Source organism: Solwaraspora sp. WMMD406 (genome assembly GCF_029626025.1).
Lineage (GTDB): Bacteria > Actinomycetota > Actinomycetes > Mycobacteriales > Micromonosporaceae > Micromonospora_E.
The window spans coordinates 3096018-3122112 of record NZ_JARUBF010000001.1 but is presented as its reverse complement, the minus strand read 5'-3'; the positions used below and the strand labels follow the sequence as shown (position 1 = coordinate 3122112).

The window sequence follows — 26095 nt, the reverse complement described above, 5'->3', positions numbered from 1 at the left end:
CAGTGGTGCCGGTCGGCCCGAGGCCACCCAGTGGTGCCGGTCGGAACGGCCACCCAGTGGTGCCGGTCGGAACGGCACCCGGTGTCGGTCGACCCGGACACGGGCACCGCGAGGCGGCGCAGGAGGCGCGGTGACACGGCGTCGTCGCGGGTTCGCGGGATCGTCGCCGGACGGTCCGTACGGGAAGGGACGGCGGGTGTGCGCGAGTGGCGGCCCCGGCTGACGGAAGGACGGATCGGATGCAGCAGTCGACCAGCGGCACGACCGTGACGCTGGACCCGGACAGCGGGCTGACCGCTACCGAGCTCGCCGAACGCTACGGACTGGCGGTCAGCGGAGCGCGCCCGAAACTCCTCGCCTACCTCAGACAGCTGTGGTCACGACGGCACTTCATCTGGGCGTATGCCAGCGCCCGGCTGATCTCGACTTACACCAACGCCCGGCTGGGACAGATCTGGCAGGTCCTCACACCGCTCGCCAACGCGGGCGTCTACCTGCTGGTCTTCGGTCTGCTGCTGGGCACCAGCCGTGGGATCGACAACTTCATCGCGTACCTGTGCACCGGGATCTTCATCTTCACCTACACCCAGCAGACGGTGACCACCGCCGCCCGGTCGATCGGCGACAACCTCAACCTGATCCGCGCGGTGCACTTCCCCAGGGCCACCCTGCCGTTGACCGCGGTGCTGGTGCAGTTGCAACAGCTCGGGCCGTCGATCGCCGTACTCGCGGTGATCATGCTGGTCACCGGAGAGGGCATCGACCTGAGCTGGCTGCTGGTGGTTCCCGCCCTGATCCTGCAGACCATCTTCGGCACCGGACTGGCGATGACGGTCGCCCGGTGGGCGGCCAGGACCAGCGACCTGTCGCAGCTGCTGCCGTTCGTCACCCGCACCTGGTTGTACGCCTCGGGGGTGTTCTACAGCTTCGACCGGTTGCCCGCCGACATGCCCGACTGGGTCGTCGCCGTGCTGCAGGCCAACCCGATGGCGATCTACATCGACCTGGTGCGGTACGCCATGATGGACTCGATGGGCGGCGACCCACCCGCCTACCTGTGGCCGGCGGCGGCCGGCTGGGCGGTGGTGATGGGCGTGGTGGGCTTCGTCTACTTCTGGCGCGCGGAAGAGGAGTATGGCCGTGGCTGACCCGGCGGGCACCGTACCCACCCCCGGCACCGGCCGGATTCCCACGGTGATCGTGGACAACCTGCACGTCGTCTACCGGATCAACACCGGCGGCGGTGGCCGGACCAGCCCGGCCGCCGCGTTGCGCCGGATCGCCACCGGCAAACGGGCCCCGACGGTACGCGAGGTGCACGCCATCCGGGGGGTGAGCTTCGTGGCGTACCGGGGTGAGGCGATCGGCCTGATCGGCAGCAACGGGTCCGGCAAGTCGACCCTGCTGCGCGCGGTCGCCGGACTGCTGCCGCCGCACCGGGGCAAGGTCTACACCCAGGGTCAGCCGTCCCTGCTCGGGGTGAACGCCGCGCTGATGAACGACCTCACCGGTGAACGTAACGTCGTACTCGGCTGTCTTGCCATGGGGATGACCCCGGCCGAGGTCAAGGAGAAGTACGACGGCATCGTGGAGTTCTCCGGCATCAACGAACGTGGCGACTTCATCTCGCTGCCCATGCGGACCTACTCCTCCGGCATGGGCGCCCGGCTGCGGTTCTCCATCGCCGCGGCGAAGAGCCACGACGTGCTCATGATCGACGAGGCGCTGGCCACCGGCGACGCCGCGTTCCAGCGACGCAGCGAGGAACGGGTCCGCGAGCTGCGGGCCGAGGCCGGCACCGTCTTCCTGGTCAGCCACAGCAACAAGTCGATCCTGGACACCTGCGAACGCAGCATCTGGCTGGAGTCCGGCGAGATCAGGATGGACGGTCCGAGCGAAGAGGTCGTGCGGGCGTACGTCGACCACGTCAACCGCAAGTGACGTACGAGGATGCCCGGAGCCGGCGGTCGCCTGCTCCGGGCATCGTCCTACCGTCGGCCGACCGGGATCAGCCGAGGCCGTTACGGATCGCGGTGACCAACTCGCCGTTGCCGGTGTCGCCGGACAGTTCCCAGAAGAACGCCCCACCGAGCCCTTGGCCACGGGCGTAGCTCATCTTGCCGCCGATCGTGGCCGGGGTGTCGTAGCTCCACCAGTTGCTGCCGCACTTGGCGTACGCGGTCCCGGCGATCGTGCCGGTCGCCGGGCAGGTGTTCTTCAACACCTTGTAGTCCTCGATGCCCTGCTCGTAGGTGCCCGGTGCCGGACCGGTCGCGGTGCCGCCCGGCGCGGTCTGGGTGACCCCGGTCCAGCCCCGGCCGTAGAAGCCGATGCCCAGCAGCAGCTTGTTCGCCGGGATGCCCTTGCTCTTGAGCTTCTGGATCGCCGCGTCCGACCAGAAGCCCTGCTGCGGGATCCCGGCGTACGAGGTCAGCGGTGAGTGCGGCGCGGTCGGTCCCTGCGCGTTGAAGGCACCGAAGTAGTCGTACGTCATCGGCATGATCCAGTTGAGGTTGCCGGCGGCTCCGGCGTAGTCGGTGGCGTCGATCTTGCCGCCGTTGCTGCCGTCGGCGGTGATCGCCGCGGTGACCAGCGCGGCGGAGCCGAACCGGTTCCGCAGTGCCGAGATCACGTTCTTGAACGCGTTCGGGCCGCTGGCGTCGCAGGTGAGCCCGCAGGCGTTCGGATATTCCCAGTCGATGTCGATGCCGTCGAAGACGTCGGCCCAGCGCGGGTCCTCGACCAGGTTGTAGCAGGACTCGGCGAACGCGGCCGGGTTCTGCGCCGCCTGGGTGAAGCCGCCGGACCAGGTCCAACCCCCGAACGACCAGATCACCTTGATGTGCGGATACATCCGCTTGAGCTTGCGCAGCTGGTTGAAGTTGCCCCGCAGTGGCTGGTCCCAGGTGTCGGCCACGCCGTCGACGCTCTCGGCGGCGGTGTAGGCCTTTTCGTAGTCGGCGTAGCTGTCCCCGATCGTGCACCGGCCGCCGGTGGTGTTGCCGAAGGCGTACAGGATGTGGGTCATCTTCGCTGCCGACCCACTCGTGTGGATGTTGCGTACGTGGTAGTTCCGGGCGTACACACCCCACTGGGTGAAGTACCCGACCACCTTCTGGTTGCCTGGCGGCGGCGCCGTGGTCGGTGGCGGTGCCGTCGTGGGTGGCGCGGTGGTCGGCGGGGCCGTCGTCGGTGGCGCGGTGGTCGGTGGCGCGGTGGTCGGGGCCGGTCCACCGGCACACGAGACGCCGTTGATCGTGCAGTTCTGCGGTGCCCGGTAGGCCCCGGTGCCGATGTAGCCCCAGCTGAACGAGGCACCCGGCGCGAGGCTGCCGGCCCAGCTCTTCTTCACCGCCGTGTAGCGGTTGCCGCTACGAGTGACGTCGGCGTCCCAGAAGCTGCTGATCGTCGTCCCCGAGGGCAGGTCGAACTCGATCCGCCAGGTGCTCACCGCGGCGTCCGACCCGTTGGCGACGGTGACCCGGACCTCGTGCCCGCTGCCCCAGTCCGAGGTGGCGGTGAAGCTGGCCGAGACGGAGCCGGCACCGAACGCGGCGGTGACCGGAACGGCGGCCGCCGTGGTCACGGCGACCAGGGCACCGGCCCAGATCGCACGGCGGATGGATCTTCTCATGAGGCGCCTCCCCAAATAGTTAGGAAACTTTTCAGAAAGCTTCTGAGACGCTACTCACAAGTTCGCCACCTCGTCAAGATGTCGATATCTCGATCTCCGCCGGTAGCGCTCCCAGTCGTTCCGATCAGCCCGCTCAGGTCAGCCCCGCGTCAGGATCAGCCGAGCGACAGAGGGATCGGCGCGGGGGATCGGCGCGGGGATCGGCGCGGGGGATCGGCGCGGGGGATCGGCGCGAGGGATCGGCTGGGCCGAGATCAGCGCGGTCGAGGACGGCGGAAAGCGGCGAGCCGGTACGGGTCAGATCCGGCGACGGCCGGAGAAGCCGCATTCCAGCCGGTGGTACCAACGGATCTCGCCGTCACCCTCCAGCCAGCACCACAACACCGGCCGGCCGTCCAGCTCACCGGCGAAGTCGAGCAGTACCGGAGCGACGCCCTTGACCTGGATGTCGTGTTCGTTGATCTCGTCAAGGATCCCGTAGATCCGCGCCTCCAAGCCCTTGACCTCCGCCAACCCGCCATGCGGACTGTCCGCACCGTTGGCCAGATCGGCCCGCAGCTCGGCCAGGTCGGCGCGGAGGACGACGAGTTCGTCGATCCGGGGACGCAGGGTGGCCATCAGGTGGCGCGCCTGGGCGAGGGTGAACACGCCCGCCAGTATGGTGCATCCCGAACTTCCCCGGGCCGCCGCCGGTCAAGGACGCCGGCGGCGGCACTGGGCGCGTCGGCGGTACGCGCCCCGGTAGCCGGCCGCAGGGGGCGCCACGGCCGGCTTCGGCGGCCACCACAGGGGGAAGGCGATGGCGCCGGCGTACGGAGCGTCGCAGCCCTTGCCGGCAGCCGTCCGGACAGCGCTGCCACGACACCGTCACCGCGAACGGTAGCGACATCGACACGTAGAGCGGAAGGCCTTGCCGCGTGAGTGAATACCTCAGTCGTTCTGGGCGGCGAGTTCCCGCGCCCGGTCCCGGGCGGCTTCCAGCGCGGCCAGCAGGGCGGCCCGTACACCGTGGCGTTCCAGCTCGCGGATGGCCGAGATGGTGGTACCGGCCGGCGAGGTCACGGCCTCCCTCAGCTTGACCGGGTGTTCGCCCGAATCGCGCAGCATCACGGCGGATCCGATCGCGGTCTGCACGATCAACTCGTGTGCCACCTGACGCGGCAGGCCCAGCAGGATGCCCGCGTCGATCATCGCCTCGACGAGCAGATAGAAGTAGGCGGGCCCGGAGCCGGAGAGCGCGGTGACCGCGTCCTGCTGGCCTTCCGGCACCTGGATGGTCGCCCCGAGCGGCTGGAACATCTCCTCGGCCAGGGCCAGGTGGGTGGCGGTCGCGTGGCGGCCCGGGGAAATCGCCGTCATCGCCCGATCGACCAGGGCCGGGGTATTGGTCATCACCCGGATGACCGCGGTGCCCTCGGGCAGCCGGCGGGCGAAGAACTCGGTCGGCAGGCCGGCGCAGAGGGAAACGACCAGCTTGTCGGCCGGAACCTTCGGGCCGATCTGGTCCAGCAGGGTGGCCGCGTCCTGCGGCTTGACGGCTACCGCCAGCACATCGGCCTCGGTCACCGCGGTGATGTTGTCCACCACCGACACGCCGTACCGGATGGAGAGCTCCTCGGCCCGGTCCTGGCGTCGCGTGGTGGCCAGCAGCCGGGCGGCCGGCCAGCCGGCCCGCAACAGCCCGGAGAGCACCAGCTCGCCGATCTTGCCCGCGCCGATCACCGCCACCTTGTGCAGGCCTGGAGGCATCCGTTCGTCACTTTCTTTCGCACTGGCACGGGTGGTCCGGGTGGACGGCGGTGGCGGCCGTTCGTGAACGGCCGCCACCGCGACACGCCGGTCGAACAGTCGGCGACACCCGCGCGCGGCTGACATCCGGCGGGCACGTCCGATCAGCTGCCGAAGAAGACCTCGGCTTCGGTGTAACGCTCCAGCGGGACGGTCTTGAGCTCCCGGGTCGCCTCGGCCAGCGGCACCCGGACGATGTCGGTGCCCCGGATGCCGACCATCTTGCCCCAGTCGCCGTCGTTGGCGGCGTCGATGGCGTGCAGGCCGAGCCGGGTGGCGAGCACCCGGTCGAAGGCGGTCGGGGTGCCACCGCGCTGGATGTGGCCCAGCACGACGGTCCGGGCCTCCTTGCCGGTCTTGGCCTCGATCTGCTCGGCGAGCCACTGGCCGATGCCACCGAGCCGGACGTGCCCGAAGGAGTCCACTTCCTGGTTCTGCAGGACCATCTGGCCGGCCATCGGGTGTGCCCCCTCGGCGACGACCACGATCGGGGCGTACTGCTTCTGGAAGCGCTTCTCGACGTAGGTCGCGACCTGCTCGACGTCGAACTCACGCTCGGGCAGCAGGATCACGTTCGCGCCACCGGCGAGGCCGGCGTGCAGCGCGATCCAGCCGGCGTGCCGGCCCATGACCTCGACCACCAGCGTACGGTGGTGGCTCTCGGCCGTGGTGTGCAGCCGGTCGATGGCCTCCATCGCGATGTTGACGGCGGTGTCGAAGCCGAAGGTGTAGTCGGTGGCACCGAGGTCGTTGTCGATCGTCTTCGGCACGCCGACCACCTGGACGCCGAGCTCGTGCAGTTTGGTGGCGACGCCGAGGGTGTCCTCGCCGCCGATCGCCACCAGGGCGTCCACCCCCTGGCCGGCCAGGTTCTCCTTGATCCGCTCGACCCCGCCGTCGATCTTGAACGGGTTGGTCCGGGACGAGCCCAGGATGGTGCCACCCCGGGGCAGGATGCCCCGCACGTCGTCGATGCCGAGAGGCTTGCTCAGCCCCTCCAGCGGTCCGCGCCAGCCGTCGCGGAATCCGATGAACTCGTGACCGTAGCTGGCGACGCCCTTGCGCACCACCGCCCTGATCACGGCGTTCAGGCCGGGGCAGTCGCCACCACCGGTGAGCACGCCGATACGCATGATCCGCTCATCCTCCAGGAAACTGTGCGGTAAGCCCACTCGAGCCCCAGGAACGAAGTCCGGTCAGACCGTCGGCATCATTGCCGGCCCGGGGCGGGCCGTCAGTGCGAACTGTATCGGCCCGGTCCCGGGCCGGGCGAGCAGACCCCGAGGTTGCCCGGCCGCGCGGTCATCCGGGATCCGGCTGCCCGATGACCTGCCACCGCGCCAGGTTGTGTCGGGCGTCGACGAGCGCGTCGTGCCGATCCGCCGCCGCGCTCGGTAGTGGCGGCCGGCCGGCGTCGTCCCAGCGCTGCCGCAGATCCTTGGTGAACCGCGGAATCTCCCGGGGCAGGGCCGGCATCGCGCCCCAGAGTTGCGCCAGCGCCACGTGGTCGTACGCCGCGTACCAGGCCCAGAGCTCGATCTCGTCGGCGGACCGGTCTCGGAGCGGTGCGACCAGGAACTGGTAGAGATCGTCGCGGATACGCTCCCGTGATCGCCACGCCGGGTCGGCGGGCGACGGCAACTTGTCCAGGACGTTGCGGCGTACCCAGGGCACGGCGCGCGAGCCGTCGAATTCGGTGGAAACGGCGTAGAATTCGCGCCCTTCCTCATCGACGACACCGATCGAGACCAGGTCGACGATCCGACCGTCCTCGACGAACTCGCAGTCGTAGAAGTAGCGGTGGATCCGGACCTCCTCCCCTCGGCCGGGGCCGGGGGATCGGCGCGGCGGCGGCGCGGTCACGCCGCGAGCCGTTTCGCTGGTCCGCACCGCGCGCAGCGTCCGGCGACGCGGTCGCCGGACCCGGTGACCGCCGGCTCGGCGGCCGTCGTCGTGCCGGTGGTGCTGGCCGTCATGCGGGCCATCTTCGCCGATCCGATCGATCGACCACCATCGGGGGTGTCGTCCGGAGCCCACGGTACGGGCGGACTCCGGACGGCACCGATATCCCCACGGCCAGATCCGCCGGGCCCCCGTGTCGGCCCCCACCCTCCGGCGGATCTTGGCCCTAGCCTGCCGCTTTGTCGGCCACAGGACTGTCACAGAAATGATTGCGGGGGTGTACAGCACGCGACACGGAAGTCATGATCTGATGTTGACACCGTTCTCCGAACGGTATCTATTTCATGTTTGTCCGCTCCGGGTGTCGTACCTCGGACGGACTGGGTGGTGCCCTCGGTGGGATGGTGCCCTTGGTGGGGAGGGGTTGGACCGTGGAGATGCGTCTGCCGGAGCCAGGTGACGCGCTCACCGGTGTGGACATGTTCGCCGGCCTCGAACCAGAGGTACGGCAACGGGTCATCGCCGCCGCCGTGCCGCGCACCTACCGCAAGGGTCAGCTGCTCTTCGTCGAGAACGACCCCGGCGAGTCGCTGATCGTGCTCAAACGCGGGGCGGTGGCGGTGTTCCGGACCGCCCCGACCGGCGAACGGGCCGTGCTGTCGGTGGTCCGGCCGCCGGACGTGCTCGGCGAGGTGTCGCTGCTGGACGCCTCGACCAGGTCAGCCTCCGCCGAGGCAATCGAGGAGTGCAGCGCGCTGGCGTTGTCCCGAGGAGCGTTCATGGATCTGGTGCATTCCAATCCTCGGATTCTCGACGCGGTGATGCGTTCACTGGGAGCGCTCATCCGCCGGCTCACCGAACAGAACGCCGATCATGTTTTTCTCGATCTCCCGGGCCGGGTGGCCAAGACACTGGTCCGGCTGGCTGGCGAGAGCCAGGCGCCGATGATCACGATCGAACTCAACCAGAGCCAACTCGCCGAGATGGCCGGCGGCTCGCGGCAGAGCGTCAATCAGGCAATCGGGTCGTTCAGCAGCCGGGGTTGGCTACGCACGGAGGGTCGACGGATCGTGGTCACCGATGTCGCGGCGTTGCGGCGACGGGCCGGCATGGCCGACCGCTGAGGCCGGTGCCCGGCAAGCGTGGTGGCGCGACACGACGCGGCGGTGCGCGCCAGACCTCGACCGCACCGCCGCGTCTCGACATCATCCGGCTCAGGGCTGGGTGCTGGTCGGACCGATCCAGTTGGTGGTGACCTTGTCGCCGGTCGGCCCGATCCACTCGGACTCGTCGACGATGCCCTCCTGCTGCAGCTTGGCCAGCGTGGCCGCGTCGATGTCGACCATCTCCCCCGCGGCGTGGCTGACGCCTGAGCCGTCGGTCCAATCCTTGTCCAGCTTGACGTAGACCATGTCGGAACTCCCCCACTCGGTTGGCGTTGCGACATCAATGTAGCCGGCGATCACCGAGAGTCGGACTGTCCATTAGCCAACAGCCCGGTTTTGGACAGTGGCGGGGACCCGCGATACTCGGCCCTGTGCACCACAGCTGAACTGCGCGTACTGCCCACCATCCGGAACCGGTCCCGGCCGGACGCACTAGCTGCGTACGCACCCGGCCGGACCGCTCGGGCCGGGATCGCCGGCCAGATGGGACAGTAAGCTCCCGACTCGACTCTCGCGCAAGGAGGACGGTCATCACTGCTCCCTGCGACAAGTGTGGCCGCACCCCGGCTGACGACGACCGCTTCTGCGGCGGCTGCGGTACGGCGCTGATACCTGTCTGCGCCCACTGCGGCCGTCCGCTGCCCACCGACGCGATCTTCTGCACCTCCTGCGGGCAGCCCCAGTCCTCCCGCCGCGTGTCGGAGCCCACCCAGGAGGATCGGCGGCGGGTCAGCGTCCTGTTCATCGATTTGATCAACTTCACGCCGTACGTCGAACGGGCCGATCCGGAACAGGTCCGGCGGATGCAGACGAACTTCTTCTCCGCGGTCCGCCGGGTCGTCGGCCAGTACGGCGGGGTGGTGGAGAAGTACATCGGCGACGCTGTGATGGCGCTGTTCGGCGCACCCGTGGCGACCGAGAACGACGCGTTACGCTGCGTACGCGCCGGTCTGGAACTACGCCGGGCGCTGGCCGACTTCGCCATCGACGGCGACAGCGGCGGCCTGCGTTTCCGGATTGGCGTTGCCACCGGCGAGGCGCTTGTCGACATCAGCGCGGCCCGCGACGGCGGTCAGGCCTTTCTCGCCGGCGACGTGGTCAACACCGCGTCCCGGATGCAGTCGGTGGCGCCACCGACCGGGGTGCTGGTCTGCGGCGACACGTACACGCTCACCAAGGACGCGATCCGTTACGACGCCCAGCCGACAGTCACGCTCCGTGGCCGATCCTCGCCGACCGAGGTGTGGCTCGCCCTGGCACCGCTGTTGGCACCGCCGACGGACCGGCAGACCGACCTGACTCCGCTGATCGATCGGGAACACGAGCTGGGTCTCCTGGTCAACGCCCTCTACCGGTCCATCCGTGATCAACGCCCGCAGGTGCTGACCGTGCTCGGCCAGGCCGGGATCGGCAAGAGCCGGCTGGTACGCGAACTGCTGCGGCACACGGAGCGGCTCGTCGATCAGCCGGTCACCTGGCGCACCGGCAGATGTCCACCGTTCGGCGAGAACGTCACCTTCGCCGCCCTCGCCGACATCGTGAAGGCGCAAGCGGGAATCCTGGACACCGATTCCGCGACCGCCGCCGAACACCGGCTGGTCGCCGCCGTACGCGATTTGGTCGGCTCGACGGAGGCCGACCGGCTGGTGGACGCGCTCCGCCCACTGGTCGGGCTGCCGCACCGCAACCTGCCGGCGGAGGAGACCGAGTCGGCGTGGCGCCGGTTCCTGCTCGCGTTGGCCGCCCGGCAGCCGACCGTGCTGGTCTTCGAAGACCTGCACTGGGCGGACGCGGCGATGCTGCGGTTCGTCGAGTTGCTGGGCGCGTCGGCCCGGCAGGTGCCGTTGCTGCTGCTGTGCACGGCACGGCCGGAGCTGACCAGCCGCGACCCCGGCTGGGCCGGCACCACCCCGGGAGCGCTGACGGTGAGCCTGCCGCCGCTGCGCAGCTCGGGGGTGGCCGCCCTCTACACGCATCTGTTCGGCACCACACCCTTCTCGGCAGATCTACTCGCTCCGCTGGTGGAGGTCGCCGCCGGGAATCCGCTCTACGCCCACGAGTACGTGCGGATGCTCATCGAGCAGGGTGCGCTGCGGCGCGGCAGCCGCGGGGTGAGTCTCGACCAGCGTGGCGGGTTGCCGATCCCGGACAGCGTGCACGGGGTGATCGCCAACCGGGTGGACCTGCTGGAGGTCACCGACCGGGCGGTGCTGCTCGGCGCGGCGGTCGTCGGGGTGCAGTTCTGGCCCGGAGCGGTCGCCGCCGCCCTCGGTCAGCCTCTCGAACTGATCGACCGCGCGCTGCGTCGGCTGGAGCAGCGGGACTTCGTCCACGAGCAGGCCAGCTCGTCGATGGCCGGGCAGCCGGAGTTCCGCTTTCGCCACGTGCTGGTACGGGACGTCTGCTACCAGCGGCTGCCCCGGAGCGAACGGGCGGCTGGACACGCCCGTACGGCGGACTGGCTGGACACGCTCGCCGGTGACCGGGACACCGACCTGGCCGAGGTCCTCGCCCACCACCGTTGGGCGGCCCACGAGATCGCCCACACGCTGCGACTGGACACCGGCCGGTACGCCGTCGACGCCCGGGTGGCGCTGCACCGGGCCGCCCGGCGGGCGTACGCCCTGCACGCCCTGGACGTGGCCGCCGGGCACGTCGAACGGGCGCTGGCTCTGGTCGGCGCCGAGGACCCGCTCGCCCGGCCGCAACTGGACCTGCTCGCCGCGGAGATCTCCTTCACCAAGGACGGCCGGGCGTTCCTGTCCGTCGGCGGCGGCGATCAGCTGCGCACGTTGGCGGATCAGCTGTCCGCCGCCGGTGACCAGGGTTGCGCGGCCCGCGCCTGGACGTTACTCGGCCGGGCGGCCTGGCTGCGCACAGACCGGGATGGCGCGTTGACGTGTCTGGACCGCGCGGTCGAGTTGTTCGACGCGTTGCCGGACAGCGATCAGAAGGCCGACGCGTACGCCGAGCTCGGCCGGCTGCACATGCTCAACCTGGAGCGGGATCCGGCGATCGTCGCCGCCGGTGCCGCGGCGGAGATCGCCGAACGGCTGGGGTTGACCGAGACGTCGGTCAACGCGCGAATCACCGTGGCGATGGCCCGCTACCAGGCCGGGGATCGGACCGGGCTCGACGAGTTGCGCGCCGTGACCGCGCTGTGCCAGGAACGCGAGCTGATGGCGCTGCCCCGGGCGTTGCAGAACCTGTCGTACGCATTGTGCGAGGAGGGCGACTGGTCCGGTGCCCAGCGGTTGATGGCGGGGGCGGCTTCAGGGTCGGGGGTGAGCACCGGGTACTCGGGTGAGGCGATGCGGGCGTACTTCGCCGGCGACTTCACCGCGTTCCTTGCGGCGGCGGACAGCTTCGTGCAGACGCCCAGCGGGCGGTGGGACATGCAGGCCCGTGGCCTGCGCTGCTGTCTGCGGGTGCTGCGTGGCGAGCCGGTGCCGGCGGCCGAGCCGGGCGTGGTCGACGACGTCACCGACGCGATCCGGACCGCCCGCGCGAGCGGCTTCCGCCGGCCGTACTGGAACAGCCTCGGGCTGGGGGCGCTCTGCCGCGCGCTACAGGGTCGCGCCGACGCCGCGGCGGAGCTGCTCGACGAGCTGGACCGCTCCTGGTCGAAGGTACCGGCCCTGGCCAGCGGAGAGTGGATCGCCGCCGCCGCGTTCGCCGCCGCGATCAGCGGCTGGGAGGCGGCCGTACGGATCCGGTCCATGCTGGACCGGGTCGAGCACCGCACGCCGTGGGCGGCGGCGGCGTTGCGTACGGTGACCGCCGCGGCGGCCGACGCGGACGGCGCCCATCGTGAGGCCGGCGAGTTGTTCGCCGTCGCGGCGACCGAGTACGCCGCGATCGGCACCACCACCGACCGCATGCTGGCGCTGGCGCTGGCGGTCGATGCCTATCGGCGGGCCGGCGAACGGGAGACGGCGGCGGCGCTGCTGGCCGACGTGCGTACGTTCGCGCTGCGCAACAAGGCACCCGGGTTGTTGCTGCTGGGTCAGGAGACCGACGGAGGCCTGGAGTGGTCGCCGACTCTCGCCTCCTGAGTCGTCAGCCGACCCGGGTGGCCTTCACCGACGAGGCGTAGACGTCGACGTACTCCCGACCGGAGAGTTCCCGCAGCCGACGCATGATCTCGTCGGTGACGGCCCGCTCGACCCGCCGGTCACCGGCCGCCCCGGCGCGGTGGGAGAAGTCCAGCGGCGCGCCGAACCGGATCCGGACCGGGCGAATCCGCATCAGCCGCACGCCGGGCGGGCGGAGTTGATCGGCGTCGAGCATGACGACCGGCACGACCGGGGCACCGCTGCGCAGGGCCAGCCGGGCCACACCGGTCTTGCCCCGGTAGAGCCGACCGTCGGGCGACCGGGTCCCCTCCGGATAGATGCCGGCCAGGTCGCCCCGGCATAGCACCCGCAGCTGGGCCTCCAGCGCCGCCCTGGCCGCCCGGCCACCGGCACGGTCGACCGGAATCGTGCCGGTGCCGAGGAAGAAGATCCGGATCAGCCAACCGACGACACCGCTGCCCGTGAAGTATTCCGCCTTGGCGACGAAAGTCACTTTCCGCCGCACCATCAGCGGCATGAAGACCGGATCGAAGAACGAAATGTGATTGCTGGCGATGATCGCCGGCCCGGTCGCCGGCAGATGCTGCAGACCCTCGACCTGTGGGCGGAAGATCAGCCGTAGCCAGGGACCGAGAATGACGTACTTGAGCAGCCAGTAGAGCACCCGGTTCCTTCCTCACCACGGCACGGGCGTGCCGGCCCGACGCGGAGTCGTCCCCCGAGGGCGGCACGCCGGCGAGCCAGCCGAGCGTACGGAGGGAGCACGGCACGCCACAACGCACTCCCGCAACCACGGTGCGGCGTGTCACGATTCAAGGGCACGGCACGCCCCGGCCGGGGCGCGACGGCGGGACAGGGCGCGACTGGCGGCCGGTGAGGAGAGGATTCGGTGTCTGCGGGTGGTGCGCGCCGGGGGCGGCGGGACAACGGCCTCGACGCATCCGAGTACGCGGTTGCCGGCGACGTGGATCCCCGGGTCGGTGAGCACCTGCTCGACGTGCTGGCCGCCGGTGGCATCGCCGCCTATCTGCAGCCGTCGTCCGACTTGAATCCGGTCACCCGTACGACGACCGTTCCCGCCCGTCCGGTCGATCGGCTCTACGTCGATCGCGTCCATCTGGACACCGCCCGCGGCTATCTGGTGCAGCTGGCCGAGGAAGGTACGCCGGTGCCGGGCGGCGGGCCGGGCACCGGTGGACCGGCCGACGGCGGTCGAGTTCCCGCCGAACGGCGCGGTCCGGACCCGGACGTCGACGCCGCCTGGGCCGGCATCATCGCCAACTACCACGCGCCGGTCGATCCGACCGCCGCGCCGTGGCCGGCGGCGGAAGGCCTGCCGTTCGGCGGGGCGGGACGGGGCGATCCCACCGGTGCCGGATCGACCCAGCGTGGGCCGGACGGGACTACCACCGGGCCGGACGGGACTACCACCGGGCCGGACGGGACTACCACCGGGCCGGACGGGACTACCACCGGGCCGGACGGCGCGGGCACCGAGGCAGCCGACCCGACCACCGGGCCGGGCGATCCGTACGACGGCGGTCCCGGCCAGGGACCGCCCTGGCGCACGTCCGGTCCGGCGGTTCCCGGTCAGGTCCCGCCCGACGGGCCGGCCGGGAACGATCCGGGCCCGACGACGGCCGGTGGGCGGCCCGCCGACCTTCCGTGGGCCGCCGGGTTCACCAACATCTCGGTCGGCCGACGCGGTGACGAGCCGTCGCTGCTCGACGGACTGGACACCTTCGGTACCCAACTGCCCGACGAGCCGGAAGAGGGCTACACGCCGCCACCCCCGCCGCCGCTGCCACGGCTGTCCTCCGCCGCGATCCTCGGGGTCCTCGCCATCATCGGCGGTTTCATCCTCTTCGTTTTCCCCACGGTGCTTCCGGTGGACCGGGGGTTGGCCATCCTGCTCGGTTTCGCTGGCGTTGTCGGCGGCTTCGTCACGCTCATCTGGCGGTTGCGTCCCGATCACGACGAGGATGATGATCCAGACGACGGCGCTGTCGTCTGAGTCCGACCAAAGATCACCGAAAATTAGATTCATTGATGACCGTGGCCACTCTGTAACGCTCGCGTAACTTGGTCTCAGTAGGAATAATTCCGGTAGCCAACCTGTCACGAGTTCGCGATCACTCGCCATGCGCGGCGAACGCCGCGGCGAAACGAGGTCCCCTCATGCGTCAGAGTTCTCTCGTCGTGGTGGCCAACCGCCTGCCGGTGGACGACAGCGTCGCACGCGATGGCGCGTGCGAATGGCGTCGAAGCCCGGGCGGCCTGGTCAGCGCCCTACACCCGATCCTGCAACACGCCCCGGCAACCTGGGTCGGCTGGGCCGGCGGCGCCGGCCCCGCTCCGAGCCTGCCCGACATCGACGGTGTACGGATGCACACCGTGCCGTTGTCCCATGAGGACATCCGGGACCACTACGAAGGTTTCGCCAACGCGACGCTCTGGCCGTTGTACCACGACTCGGTCGAGCAACCGGCCTACCACCGCAGATGGTGGGAGGCGTACCAGCGGGTCAACCAGCGGTTCGCCGAAGCGGCGGCGGCCGCCGCCGAACCCGGCGCGTTGGTCTGGATCCAGGACTACCACCTGCAGCTGGTGCCCGGGATGCTCCGGGCGCTGCGCCCCGACCTGCTGATCGGCTTCTTCCTGCACGTGCCCTTCCCCCCGCCGGAGCTGTTCATGCAGCTCCCCCGGCGGGCCGAGTTGATGCTCGGCATGCTCGGCGCCGACCTGGTCGGGTTCCAGCGCGCCCAGGCCGCGCACAACTTCGCCCAGCTCGCCACCAAGGTCCTCAAGGTTCCGGCCACCGACCGGCGGATCGCGGTGGACGACCGGGTGGTACGCATCGGAGCCTTCCCGGTCTCCATCAACATGTCCGAGATGGAATCGCTGGCGGCGCGGCCCGACGTGGTCGACCGGGCCCGGCAACTGCGCGCCGACCTGGGTGACCCGCAACACGTCATCCTCAGCGTCGACCGGATGGACTACACCAAAGGCATCGAGCAGCGGCTCAAGGCGTACAGCGAACTGATCGCCGACGGGCACGTCAAGGTCCGCGACACGGTCATGGTCCAGGTAGCGGTGCCCAGCCGGGAGCGGGTCGAGCAGTACCGCATCCTGCGGGACCGGGTCGAGCGCGAGGTCGGCCGGATCAACGGCGAGTTCGGCCGGGTCGGCGAGCCCGCCATCCACTACCTCAACCAGTCGTTCAGCCGGGCCGACCTGGCCGCGCTCTACCGGGTCGCCGACATCATGGCGGTCACCCCGCTGCGGGACGGGATGAACCTGGTGGCCAAGGAGTACGTCGCGGCCCGGGTGGAGAACAACGGGGCGCTGCTGCTCAGCGAGTTCGCCGGCGCGGCGGCCGAGTTCCAGCAGGCGTACCTGGTCAACCCGCACGACCTGGACGGGCTCAAACTGACCCTGATGCACGCGTTGGAGGCATCCCCCACCGACGTCGCCGACCGGATGCGGTCGATGCGTGACCATCTGCGCACCCACGACATCCGGGCGTGGGTGCACGGCTACCTGACCGCGCTGGACCGCAGCGGATCCCTGGCCGCCCAGCTGACCGGCTGACCAGCCGGCCGGCGGCCCGGCGGGCACGCAGCGGTCAGCCGGCGCGGGGCGTCGGTCAGAGCGTGCCCTTGTCCAGCCAGTCGAGGATCGCGTCGATCGGCTCCGGCCAGCGCGCGTCCAACATCAGATCGTGCCCCATCCCCGGGAAGAGCAGCGGCGCGCCGCCGAACCGCCGGGCCGCCCGGTCCAGCGCGGCCGCCGCGACGACCCGGTCGTCCGGACTACCCAGCACCAGCACGGGCGGATCGCCGACGGGCGCCTCCGCCCGAAGCCGGGCCAGCAGTTGCCACTGCGCGCGGGCCGAGGCTCGGCCCAGTCGGTCCACGTACGAGTCGGCCAGGGCGTCGGGCAGTTCCCGGCTGAACAACTGGTGACGGCTCAGCCGGACCGCACCGCCGAACACGGCCGGTAGGGTGCCGAGCGGATTGCGGCGCAACACCGTACCGAGCAGCGACCAGCCGTCGAGCACCGGCGCGGCCAGCACCGCCGCCCGGGCGGGATAACGGGCCAACGCGTACGCGACCACCCGGGCACCGGCGCCGTGACCCACCAGGACCGCCTGCCGGGGCAGGCCGGCCGCCGTCTGGACCACGTCGTGCACGTACGTCCGCATCGAGGTCCCCGGGGCGTCGGCGCTGCCGCCATGGCCGCGCAGGCTGACCGCGTACGCGGGGAAGCCACGTTCGGCGGCGCGTTCCAGCCAATGCTCGGCGAAGATCCACGCGCCGTGGCCGAAGCCGGGGACGAACAGCAGCGGCGGTTTGCCCTCGTCGCGCAGTACGTCGGCGCGCAGCACCTCACGGTGGACCGGTGGGACCGGATCGACCCATTCCCTGGTCCGGATGATCCGGGTGGCCGGCGGGGTCGGACTCATCGGGCCGCGACCTCCAAACTGTCCAGGGTGGATTGCAGGGCGCGCAGGTAGCGCAGGTGACTGACCTCGAACCAGTGCCGGGTGGAGTCGCGTACCTTCGCCTCGTGCCAGGGACGGCCTGCCTCGGACTCGATCCTGGCGGTGATGGTGGCGGCCAGCGCCGGATCCGCCTGCCGGGACCGCAGCCACCGCGCCACGAGAACAGCCTGCCAGTGCGCCAACGGAAGTGTTCCGGAGTCGGGCTGCAGCAGGCCGATCACCGACAACGTCGGCCGCTGGCGCGGGATGGCGTGCAGGTAGAGCTGCGGACGTCCGTCGCCGTCGGCTCCGAGCAACGCCGGGTCGAGGAATTCGAACCGAGGCAGATATCCGGTGGCGAGCACCACCAGATCAGGATCGATCTCGCTGCCGTTGGTGAGTTCGACCGAATGCCGGCGGAAGCGCGTGACGTCGGGCACCGGCGTGATCGTACCGTGCCCGACGTGATGCACGAGTTGACTGTTGGCGATGGGATGAGTCTCGTAGAGCTCGTGGTCGGGTGCGGGCAGGCCGAACCGGGTCAGGTCGCCCACGGTCAGCTGGAGCACCCGCCGCACGACCCATTGACGTAACCACAGCGGCAGCCGCAGCGCCGACGCCCGGCCGTTGAGCTGGTCGGCGGGTCGACCGAGGAGATACTTCGGGGCGTACCAGTAACCTCGGCGGGTCGAATGCCAGCATCTGGCCGCCTGCTGGGCCGCCTCGACGGCGATGTCGCAGCCGCTGTTGCCGCCGCCGACCACCAGCACCCGGCGCCCCCGTAGTTGGGTGGCGTCGGAGTAGGCCGAGGCGTGGATCACCTGACCGGTGAAGTCGGACAGTCCCTCGTAGTCAGGCATCTTCGGCGACCAGTTGTGGCCGTTGGCCACTATCACCGCCGAGTAGCGCCGGGTGCGCTGCGCGCCCGTGCTGCCGGTGCTGCGGGTGGTGACGTCCCACCGGTCTCCGTCGGCCGGCTCGATCCGGACGACCTCGGTGCCGAACCAGACGTGCCGGCGCAGGTCGAAATGGTCGGCGTACCGTTCCAGATAGGCGAGCATCTGGCTGTGGTGCGGATAGTCCGGCCAGGAGTCCGGCATCGGGAAGTCGGGATACTGGCTGAACGGCCTCGACGAGACCAGATGCATGCTGGCGTAGACCGGGCTGCGATCGTGCCGTGGATTCCAGACACCACCGATCCCGGTTTCCCGCTCGTAGCAGTCGACGCCGAACCCCTGCTCACGCAGGTTCTTGATCGCGCACAACCCGCTCGGTCCAGCGCCCACGACACAGACCGTCTCCCCCTGGTCGGAAACCGGTCGGCCGTCACGCCACAGCGCGGCACCGATCGCGGGACTGTCGTAGTCAGCGGGAGTGGACACGGCGATCTCCTTCTGTACGGCTGCGAAATCGTGCCGGTCAACCGCCTCGCTTGTCCAGTCCACGCGCCGAACCGCTCTCTGCGGCCAGCGCCGAACCCCCGTTCACGGCCAGCGACAGATCGGCGACGACCGGGAAATGATCGCTGGCGCGTCGGGTCATCGGCGTGTCCACCACCTGGTAGTCGAGCACCTCGACGGACGGATCGACGAAGATCGCGTCCAACCGTCGTCGTGGATCGGCGCAGGGGAACGTCGCGGCGTCGGGCCGGTCGGCGGCGACCACAGCATCGGTCAGCCCGTCGCAGACCGTGGCCCAGGCAGACCCCCCGGGCGGCTCGGCCCCGGCGTCCCCGCCGTCGTCGCCCGGCGCGGGCGTCTCGTTGACGTCGACTCCCAGGATCACCGGCTGGTCGAGGGCGCGACAGGCCTCGCGCAACGCGCGGGCCTGCGCCGGTCGTTCGCCGGCGTCGGTCGCGAGGTGGGATCCGGCCAGCACGAACCGGACCGGGCCGACCGCGCAGCGCGCGAACACCGCGCCCCGCAGGTGTCGGCCCGGGGTCAGCGGATAGCGGATCACCCAGCTGTCGGTGACACTCACCCGCAGGCTGGTCAGCAACAGGTTGCCCAGCCCGGGTAGCCCGCCGGCGCCGACCACCATCCCGAAGGCGTCGGCCAGCGCGGCGCACTTGTGCCGCCAGCGGAACCGCCGAGGCGCTTCCTGCAGGATGGCCACGTCCGGAGCGAGTTCGCGCACCACGGCGGCCAGGGCGGTCCGGTCGTCACGCTGGCCGTGGATGTTGTAGGTCAACACCCGCAGGCGTACGCCGGTGCCGTCCGATCCGGGTGTCTGGTCGCGTCGCATGTTCCTCATCGATCTCACGATTGGGGACAGTGGTCAGATCCGTCGAGCCAGGTCGGCCGCGCCGACCACCCCGGCGGTGTTGCCCAGTTCGGCCGGGCGTACCTGCGCCACCGGGATACGTACCCGCTGGGCGAGCGCCTCGGTGTACGCCCGCTGCGCCGGTCCGAGTAGCAGCTCACCGGCTTCCACCACGCCGCCGCCGATCACCAGCACCTCAGGATCGAGGATCTGCGCCAGGTCGGCCAGACCGATGCCGAGCCAACGGCCGATCTGCGCGAAGGCCTCGCAGGAGACCGGATCACCGGCGCGGGCCGCCGCGGTGACCATCGGTCCGGTGATCGCCTCCGCGTCGCCGCCGGCGAGTGCGAGCAGCCCCCGTGCCCGGGCCGGTTCCTGTCGAGCACCGGCTCGGGCGAACCGGACCAGGGCGTTGCCGCTCGCGTACTGCTCGATGCAGCCGAGCCGGCCGCAGCCACACAGGTGCCCGTCGGGGACCGCGAGCATGTGACCGAGTTCGGCGGCGATGCCGTGCGCGCCACGGACCAGATCCCCGCCGTAGACGATGCCACCGCCGATACCGGTGCCGACGGTGAACATCACCATCGAGTCCGCGGCGTCGCGGCCAGCCCCGTACCGGAACTCGGCCCAGGCGGCCACGTTGGCGTCGTTCTCCACGATCACCGGCAGGTCGACCGCCGCGCTGACGTAGTCGCGCAGCGGCTCGTTGCGCCAGGCGATGTTGGGGGCGAACAGGACCGTGGACCGCTGGGCGTCGATCCATCCGGCGGCGCCGATACCGACCGCGGTGACCGGGTGGGTGGCGGCCAGTTCGAGAACGACCTCGATGATCACGTCGCGTGTCTTCGCCACGTCGTCGGCCGGTGTCTCCTGCCGGGTCTGCGCCAGGACCTCCCCGTCCGGATCGACCACCCCGCCGGCGACCTTGGTGCCGCCGATGTCGACTCCGATGGTCAGCGTCACCGCTGCCGCTCCCCTCTGCTGTGCTGTGCGCCGCACTGGCGCGTCCACCGATCCCGGTCCGCCCGCCGGGCAGCGCCATCTGCCCACCGACCGGTGCCGGGTCGACGCGTTGCCGGTCAGGCCGGTCCGGATTCGGGTCGTCGTGGCCCGGATTCGGGTCGTCGTGGCCCTGCCGGGTCCGTGCCGTCGGCGGCCGGCCCCGGCTGTTGTCGGTCAGCCCAGTGTGGGTCGGGCTCGGCCGGCCCGCCAGCCGACGACGGCTCCGGCTCCGCTCCACCGTCGGTCGCCCGCTGGACACCGTCACGCCCGACTGGTGGTGTGCTCGCCCCGGCGACATCGACGGGAACGTGGGTGGCGGCCGACCAGACGTCCCGATCACCCGCTGAGCCCGAATCATCCCTGGTCCGGGTAGCCCAGCGCCATACCTCGTCGTCCGGGGCGGATTGGCCGGACGGAGGAGTGCGTGGGCTGCTCACCGTGGTCGCGGGGGAATCCGGCGACGGCCCGCGAGGCGGCGCGGGCTCGCCCTGGGCGTCCGGCGGCGCGGGCTCGGTCGGCACGCGAGACGGCGCGGGCTCGCCCTGGGCGTCCGGCGGCGCGGGAGCGCCCCACCCGCCCTGCGGTGCCGGCTCGGTCGGTGCGAGGGCCCGCAGCAGGCTGGCCGCCCCGGCGGCGAGGTCGCCGGCCCCGGTCGCCAGCCGCTCGGCGAGCTCCGGGCTCGGATCCCGCATGGCGTCGATCAGCCGGCAGAGTGGGCAGACACAGCAGGCGGGCTCGCCGGTGGCGATCGGCCCGGTGGCACCGAGCAGGTCCCGCAACGCCCCGAGGCCGGCGCTACCGTGCCGCTGTCCGCGCGCCGCCAGCTTGGCCATGGCCAGGGCGGTCGCCACCAGCCGTTCCGCCTCGGCGCGGGCCGAGTGGGGATCCGATCCCGCCATGCGCCGCCCCCTACCCGGTCTCCGCCGCGCCGAGTTGCTCCACCCGGCGCTTGAGCTGGATGAGGGCAGCGTCCATGATCATCTTCTCGGCTTTGCGACGGAACATGCCGAGCATCCCGACCGAGAGCTCGACCTCCAGCGTGTAGGTCACCGTGGTGGTGCCGTCGCCGTTGTCCTCGATGTCGTACGAGCCGTCCTGCCTGCGCTGCATCTTCGACGGCCGGGCCAGCTGCCACTCGATCCGGGACACGTCCTCGGAGTACTCGTACAGCAGCGTGTACTCGTCGGCCAGCACGCCCGCGTCGAGCACGAAGTGGACCTCGCGCGCGTAGCCGTCCTCGTACTCCTGGCGCACTTCGACCCGGTCGAGCGCCTCGGTCCACTCCGGGTAACGCGCGAAGGCGCAGATCACCGCGGTCACCCTGGACGCGGGCGCGGTGATGACGATCGACTTGGTGGAGGACTCCGCCATGTGGGGCAGGCTACCCGGTGCGCGGGCAAGATCAAGCCAGCAGTCGGCAGCCGGCTCGGCACCCACCGTCCGCCGCCCGGACCACGGGCTGACCGCGCAGGTCACCGGCCGCCCGGTAGGTTGCGGGTAGCCGGACGCCGCACCCGCAGGTCCGGGTCGGCTCAGCCCGCGAACGCAAGGGAGTGCAGGTGCGCGAGTTCTCCGTACCGCCGGTCGTCACGATCGGCGACGCGGCCAGTCTGACCGATCCGGTCTGGGACAACGCCGAGGCGGCCCCGGACCAGGTGCAGTTCACCCGGCCCGGCCCGGCCGGGCCGGTCGAGGTCACCTGCCGGCAGTTCCGCGACGACGTCGTGGCCCTCGCCCGTGGCCTGATCGGTGCCGGGATCGCCGCCGGTGACCGGGTCGGGCTGATGAGCAGAACCCGGTACGAGTGGACCCTGCTGGACTACGCGATCTGGTCGATCGGCGCGGTCACCGTCCCGATCTACGAGACGTCCAGCGCCGACCAGGTCGCCTGGATCCTGACCGACTCCGGGGCGGTCGCCTGTTTCGTGGAGACCAACGCACACGCGATGACCATCGCCTCGATCCGCGACGAACTGCCCGCGCTGCGATCGGTGTGGCAGCTCGACACCGGCGGTGTCGACGAGGTGACCGCCCTGGGCGAGAGCGTCGACGCGGCGCGGGTCGACCAGCGGCGTGCGGCGCTGACCTCCGCCGCCCTCGCCACGATCATCTACACCAGTGGCACCACCGGGCGGCCGAAGGGATGCGTGCTGACCCACCGCAACATGTACGCCGACATCAGCAACGCCATCCCCGGGTTGCCGAACCTGTTCCACGAGGGCGCCGCGACCCTGCTGTTCCTCCCGTTGGCGCACTCCTTCGCCCGGTTGATCCAGATCGGCGCGGTGCAGGCCCGGGTCACGATGACGCACGCCGCCGACCCGAGGAACCTGCTCGACGACCTGGCCCAGGTCCGTCCGACGTTCGTGTTGTCCGTACCGCGGGTCTTCGAGAAGGTTTACAACGGGGCGAAACAACGGGCCCACGGTGACGGCAAAGGGGCGATCTTCGACCGTGCCGACCGGGTCGCCGTCGCCTACAGCGAGGCGCTGGACACCTCTGGCGGTCCCGGGCTGGCGCTCCGGGCCCAGCACGCGCTGTTCGACCGGCTGGTCTACCGCAAGCTGCGCGCGGCGCTCGGTGGCCGCTGCCGCACCGCGATCTCCGGTGGCGCACCGCTGGGTACCCGGCTGGCGCATTTCTTCCGGGGCGCCGGGGTGACGGTCTACGAGGGGTACGGCCTGACCGAGACCTCCCCCGCCGCGTCGGTCAACCTGCAGCACGCCATCCGGATCGGCACGGTCGGCCGGCCGCTGCCCGGGGTGAGTATCCGCATCGCCGACGACGGCGAAATCATGATCAAGGGCGACCTGGTCTTCTCCGGGTACTGGAACGATCCCGAACACACCGCCGAGGTGCTCACCGACGACGGCTGGTTCCACAGCGGCGACCTGGGCCAGCTCGACGGAGACGGTTACCTGACCATCACCGGCCGCAAGAAGGAATTGATCGTCACCGCCGGCGGCAAGAACGTCGCCCCGGCGGCCCTGGAGGACCAGGTACGGGCACACCCGCTGGTCAGCCAGTGCATGGTGATCGGCGACCGCAGACCGTTCATCGCCGCGCTGATCACCATCGACGAGGACGCCTGGTCGGGGTGGCTGGAACGCAACGGGCAACCAGCCGACCGGACGGTGGCCCACCTGCGCGACGATCCGGCCCTGCGGGCCGAGATCCAGCAGGCGGTCGACGAGGCCAACCGTTCCGTGTCCAGCGCCGAGTCGATCCGACGGTTCCGGATCCTGGACCGGGACTTCACCGAGGCGACCGGTGAACTCACCCCTTCGCTGAAGGTGAAACGGACAGTGGTGCTCAGCAACCACGAGGCCGAGATCACCGAGATCTACGGGGGCTGACTACCATCCGTCACGTGTCCGCATCGACGTCCGACGTCCCGCGCCCGCATCCACTCGCCGCCGTGGCCCGCTTGGTCATGCTCGCGCTCGTCGCGGTGCTGACGCTGATCGCCACCCGCGACCTCGATCAGCTGCGGTGGGTGGCACTGCTCGCGATCGCCGGCGCGCCGGCGGTGCTGGCCCCCCGGCATCCGGTGATCGCCCCGATCGGTCGGCTCGCCGAAGTGGTGATCGTCGCGATGGCGACCAGCGAGGTCGCCGCGGCCGCCCTCGTCCGCGCCGCGATCGGCGCCGGCCTGGGCGCCTCGGCGATGCTGCCGTACCTGTCGGTGCCGTTGACCGTGTCGGTGCTGCAGCGCCGTACCCGGGAGGCGACGGCGCTACTCGGCGTCGCGGCGGTGACCCTGGTCGCCTGCGGGGCGTTCACCACCGTCGGCGACCAGCGACAGATCACCCAGCTCGGCTACCTCGCGGTCTGCGCCCAGTGGCTGATCCTGGCCGGTCTGGGCATTCTGGCCGCCGGCACGCTGCAGCAGGTGTTGCAGGCCCGGGGCGACGGCAAACCGGCCCCGTACGCCGAGGCCACCCGGCTGCTCACCCAGCTGCGCAGCGTCGCCCGTCAGCTGCCCGGCGCCACCCTGGACCCGGGCAGCATCTCCGAGCACCTGATCGAAGAGCTGCGGACGGTGGCGCCGGCCGGCCGGACCGCGGTCCTCTCCGGTAGCGGCGGCGGGCGGCTGGTGGTGCTGGCCCAGGCCGGGCTGGACCGGGTCGACTGGGAGACGACGCTGGACGCCGATTCGGCGATCGCCGACGCGTGGGCCAGCCAGCTGCCGCAGACCGCCGCCCGGTCCCAGGCCCGGTCGCATCCCGGTGGCGACGTGTCGGCGTTGGTGGTCCCGTTGGTCGCCGGCGTCCGTACGGTCGGTCTGGTGATCCTGGAGACCGACAGCGCCAACGCCTATCCGGCTCCGGTGGTCGCCCGGATCACCGCGCTCACCCGGCCGGCGGCGCTGCGGCTGGAGGCCGCGTTGCTGTTCGACGAGGTCCGGTCGCTGGCCACCAACGAGGAGCGGCAGCGGCTGGCCCGGGAGATCCACGACGGCGTCGCCCAGGAGCTGGTGATGGTCGGGTACGGCATCGACAACGCCCTGGCGACCCTTCCCGAGGACGCCACCGACACCGCCGAGGAGCTGCGGACGCTGCGCGGTGAGGTGACCAGGGTGATCACCGAGCTACGACTCAGCCTGTTCGAGTTGCGCAGCGAGGTGGACCGGCACGGTGGGCTGGGCGCGGCGATCGCCGAGTACGCCCGTACCGTCGGCTCGTCGGGTCGGTTGCGGGTGCACCTGTCGCTCGACGAGTCCGGTGCCCGGCTGCCGGCGGCGACGGAGGCGGAACTGCTGCGCATCGCCCAGGAGGCGATTACCAATGCGCGTAAGCACGCCGGGGCGGCGAATCTGTGGGTCACGTGCGACATAGACCCCCCCTATGCGCAAATAGAAGTGTCGGATGACGGTCAGGGGATCGCTGACCAGCGTCCGGACGGCAGGTACGGTCTTGCGATCATGGCGGAGAGAGCGGAACGTATCCGGGGCCGGTTGGAGATCAGGCCACGACACCCGAGCGGAACGACCGTGGCAGTGGTGCTCGGAACCTCGCCCCGGCGCGATAGCGTGCGCGATAGCGTGACAGCATCAGAAGGGGAGTAGCCAAAGCATGACCACCAGCCCCACACCGACCACCCGGACCAAGGTCCTGCTTGTCGATGATCACGACCTCATCCGCAAGGGCCTGCGGCACGCGTTCGAGCGGGACCGGCAGTTCGAGGTCGTCGGTGAGGCCGCAACCGCGGCCGAGGGCGTACGCCAGGCGGGCGCCCTGCAACCCGACGTCGTGATCATGGACCTGCGACTGCCGGACGGCAGCGGCCTGGAAGCGACCCGGGCGTTGCGCAAGTCCAGTTCCACGATGGGCATCGTGGTGCTCACCATGTACGCCGGTGACGATCAGTTGTTCGGCGCGTTGGAGGCGGGCGCCAGCGCGTTCGTGCCGAAGACGGCACCGGCCGACGAGGTGGTGGCGGCGGCCCGGCACGCCGCTTCCTCGCCGAGTGCGTTCACCGCCGCCGATCTGGCCGAGGCGATGAAACGGCGGCTGGCTCCGTCGGGTCCGCAACTGTCCCCTCGCGAGGGCCAGGTGCTCCGTCTGCTCGCTGACGGAATGAGCGTCGCGGGCATCGCCAAGCAACTGTTCGTCAGCGAGTCCACCGCCAAGACCCACATCTCCAAGCTGTACGAAAAACTGGGTGCCGCCAACCGGGCCCAGGCGCTGATGACCGCGCTGCGGTTGGGCCTGCTGGAAGCCCCGGACGCCCCGAAGTTCTGATTTGGTCGGTGGGTGCCGGCGGCGGGGAGGCCGGCCCA

21 protein-coding genes and 2 pseudogenes are annotated in these 26095 nt (G+C 70.8%); 10 read left to right on the top strand and 13 right to left on the bottom strand.

All coding sequences use genetic code 11. The features are described from left to right. The first annotated feature begins 239 nt into the window (after positions 1-239). Positions 240-1148, top strand: a complete 909-nt coding sequence (locus tag O7632_RS13970; protein ID WP_278114632.1) for an ABC transporter permease — start codon at positions 240-242, stop codon at positions 1146-1148. Next, positions 1135-1941, top strand: coding sequence for an ABC transporter ATP-binding protein (locus O7632_RS13965; RefSeq protein WP_278114630.1), 807 nt, complete (start codon positions 1135-1137; stop codon positions 1939-1941). The genes O7632_RS13970 and O7632_RS13965 overlap by 14 nt, the downstream gene beginning before the upstream one ends. A 67-nt stretch (positions 1942-2008) precedes the next feature. Here the strand turns inward: O7632_RS13965 and O7632_RS13960 are convergent, their stop codons facing one another. The 5 genes from O7632_RS13960 to O7632_RS13940 all read right to left on the bottom strand — a co-directional run bounded on the left by O7632_RS13960 (position 2009) and on the right by O7632_RS13940 (position 7228). Next, positions 2009-3634 carry a glycosyl hydrolase family 18 protein gene (locus O7632_RS13960; RefSeq protein WP_278114628.1) on the bottom strand — a complete coding sequence of 542 codons (1626 nt, stop codon included), beginning with the start codon at positions 3632-3634 and terminating at the stop codon, positions 2009-2011. A 297-nt stretch (positions 3635-3931) separates the two neighbouring features. Continuing rightward, complete coding sequence (locus tag O7632_RS13955) at positions 3932-4282, bottom strand: DUF2203 domain-containing protein (protein ID WP_278114626.1); 351 nt, start codon at positions 4280-4282, stop codon at positions 3932-3934. A gap of 282 nt (positions 4283-4564) precedes the next feature. Beyond that, complete coding sequence (gene proC, locus O7632_RS13950; RefSeq protein ID WP_278114624.1) at positions 4565-5383, bottom strand: pyrroline-5-carboxylate reductase; 819 nt, start codon at positions 5381-5383, stop codon at positions 4565-4567. Between the two features lie 143 nt (positions 5384-5526). Continuing rightward, on the bottom strand, positions 5527-6555 hold the full coding sequence (locus tag O7632_RS13945; RefSeq protein WP_278114622.1) for a 6-phosphofructokinase: 1029 nt from the start codon (positions 6553-6555) through the stop codon (positions 5527-5529). A gap of 169 nt (positions 6556-6724) precedes the next feature. Further along, entirely contained in the window at positions 6725-7228 is a 504-nt protein-coding gene (locus O7632_RS13940; RefSeq protein ID WP_278120041.1) for a polyadenylate-specific 3'-exoribonuclease AS, read from the bottom strand. Positions 7229-7755: 527 nt separating this feature from the next. On the opposite strand from O7632_RS13940, the gene O7632_RS13935 reads away from it, so the two are divergent. Continuing rightward, positions 7756-8448: a Crp/Fnr family transcriptional regulator gene (locus O7632_RS13935; protein ID WP_278114621.1), complete on the top strand. Its 693-nt coding sequence runs from the start codon at positions 7756-7758 to the stop codon at positions 8446-8448. Between the two features lie 90 nt (positions 8449-8538). Here the strand turns inward: O7632_RS13935 and O7632_RS13930 are convergent, their stop codons facing one another. Further along, a complete protein-coding gene (locus tag O7632_RS13930) occupies positions 8539-8790 on the bottom strand; it encodes a hypothetical protein (protein ID WP_278114619.1) in 252 nt (83 codons plus the stop codon). A gap of 230 nt (positions 8791-9020) precedes the next feature. Here O7632_RS13930 and O7632_RS13925 point away from each other — a divergent pair, with 230 nt between their 5' ends. Then, complete coding sequence (locus tag O7632_RS13925; protein ID WP_278120040.1) at positions 9021-12545, top strand: adenylate/guanylate cyclase domain-containing protein; 3525 nt, start codon at positions 9021-9023, stop codon at positions 12543-12545. Positions 12546-12549: 4 nt separating this feature from the next. On the opposite strand, the gene O7632_RS13920 is transcribed toward O7632_RS13925, so the two are convergent. Beyond that, positions 12550-13230, bottom strand: coding sequence for a lysophospholipid acyltransferase family protein (locus O7632_RS13920; RefSeq protein WP_278114618.1), 681 nt, complete (start codon positions 13228-13230; stop codon positions 12550-12552). 225 nt (positions 13231-13455) lie between these two features. Between O7632_RS13920 and O7632_RS13915 the strand changes: the two are divergent. The 3 genes and pseudogenes from O7632_RS13915 to O7632_RS13905 all read left to right on the top strand — a co-directional run. Beyond that, positions 13456-13854: pseudogene (locus O7632_RS13915) on the top strand (hypothetical protein); the annotation flags it as partial. Between the two features lie 372 nt (positions 13855-14226). After that, a pseudogene (locus O7632_RS13910) lies at positions 14227-14580 on the top strand (DUF308 domain-containing protein); the annotation flags it as partial. Between the two features lie 164 nt (positions 14581-14744). Beyond that, entirely contained in the window at positions 14745-16157 is a 1413-nt protein-coding gene (locus O7632_RS13905; RefSeq protein ID WP_278114616.1) for a trehalose-6-phosphate synthase, read from the top strand. Positions 16158-16212: 55 nt separating this feature from the next. Here the strand turns inward: O7632_RS13905 and O7632_RS13900 are convergent, their stop codons facing one another. From O7632_RS13900 to O7632_RS13875, 6 genes are all read right to left on the bottom strand, one after another. Beyond that, positions 16213-17031, bottom strand: coding sequence for an alpha/beta fold hydrolase (locus tag O7632_RS13900; RefSeq protein ID WP_278114614.1), 819 nt, complete (start codon positions 17029-17031; stop codon positions 16213-16215). Further along, the gene (locus O7632_RS13895) at positions 17028-18431 is read right to left on the bottom strand and encodes an NAD(P)-binding domain-containing protein (protein ID WP_278114612.1); all 1404 of its coding nucleotides are present in this window, start codon (positions 18429-18431) and stop codon (positions 17028-17030) included. Before O7632_RS13895 ends, O7632_RS13900 begins: the two co-directional genes overlap by 4 nt. Positions 18432-18468: 37 nt before the next feature. Further along, positions 18469-19293, bottom strand: a complete 825-nt coding sequence (locus tag O7632_RS13890; RefSeq protein ID WP_278120038.1) for an endonuclease/exonuclease/phosphatase family protein — start codon at positions 19291-19293, stop codon at positions 18469-18471. Positions 19294-19326: 33 nt separating this feature from the next. Further along, the gene (locus O7632_RS13885; protein ID WP_278114611.1) at positions 19327-20274 is read right to left on the bottom strand and encodes an ROK family glucokinase; all 948 of its coding nucleotides are present in this window, start codon (positions 20272-20274) and stop codon (positions 19327-19329) included. 116 nt (positions 20275-20390) lie between these two features. Then, entirely contained in the window at positions 20391-21212 is an 822-nt protein-coding gene (locus O7632_RS13880) for a hypothetical protein (protein ID WP_278114609.1), read from the bottom strand. Positions 21213-21222: 10 nt separating this feature from the next. Beyond that, positions 21223-21684 (bottom strand): SRPBCC family protein, encoded by a 462-nt coding sequence (locus tag O7632_RS13875; RefSeq protein ID WP_278114608.1) that lies wholly within the window; start codon positions 21682-21684, stop codon positions 21223-21225. Positions 21685-21872: 188 nt separating this feature from the next. Here O7632_RS13875 and O7632_RS13870 point away from each other — a divergent pair, with 188 nt between their 5' ends. Genes O7632_RS13870 through O7632_RS13860 form a run of 3 tightly spaced genes read left to right on the top strand, consistent with a single transcriptional unit; the run spans position 21873 to position 26057 of the window. Further along, on the top strand, positions 21873-23669 hold the full coding sequence (locus O7632_RS13870) for an AMP-dependent synthetase/ligase (protein WP_278114606.1): 1797 nt from the start codon (positions 21873-21875) through the stop codon (positions 23667-23669). A gap of 14 nt (positions 23670-23683) precedes the next feature. Then, complete coding sequence (locus tag O7632_RS13865; RefSeq protein WP_278114604.1) at positions 23684-25381, top strand: GAF domain-containing sensor histidine kinase; 1698 nt, start codon at positions 23684-23686, stop codon at positions 25379-25381. A 7-nt stretch (positions 25382-25388) separates the two neighbouring features. Continuing rightward, a complete protein-coding gene (locus tag O7632_RS13860; protein WP_123602728.1) occupies positions 25389-26057 on the top strand; it encodes a response regulator transcription factor in 669 nt (222 codons plus the stop codon). Positions 26058-26095 lie beyond the last annotated feature (38 nt).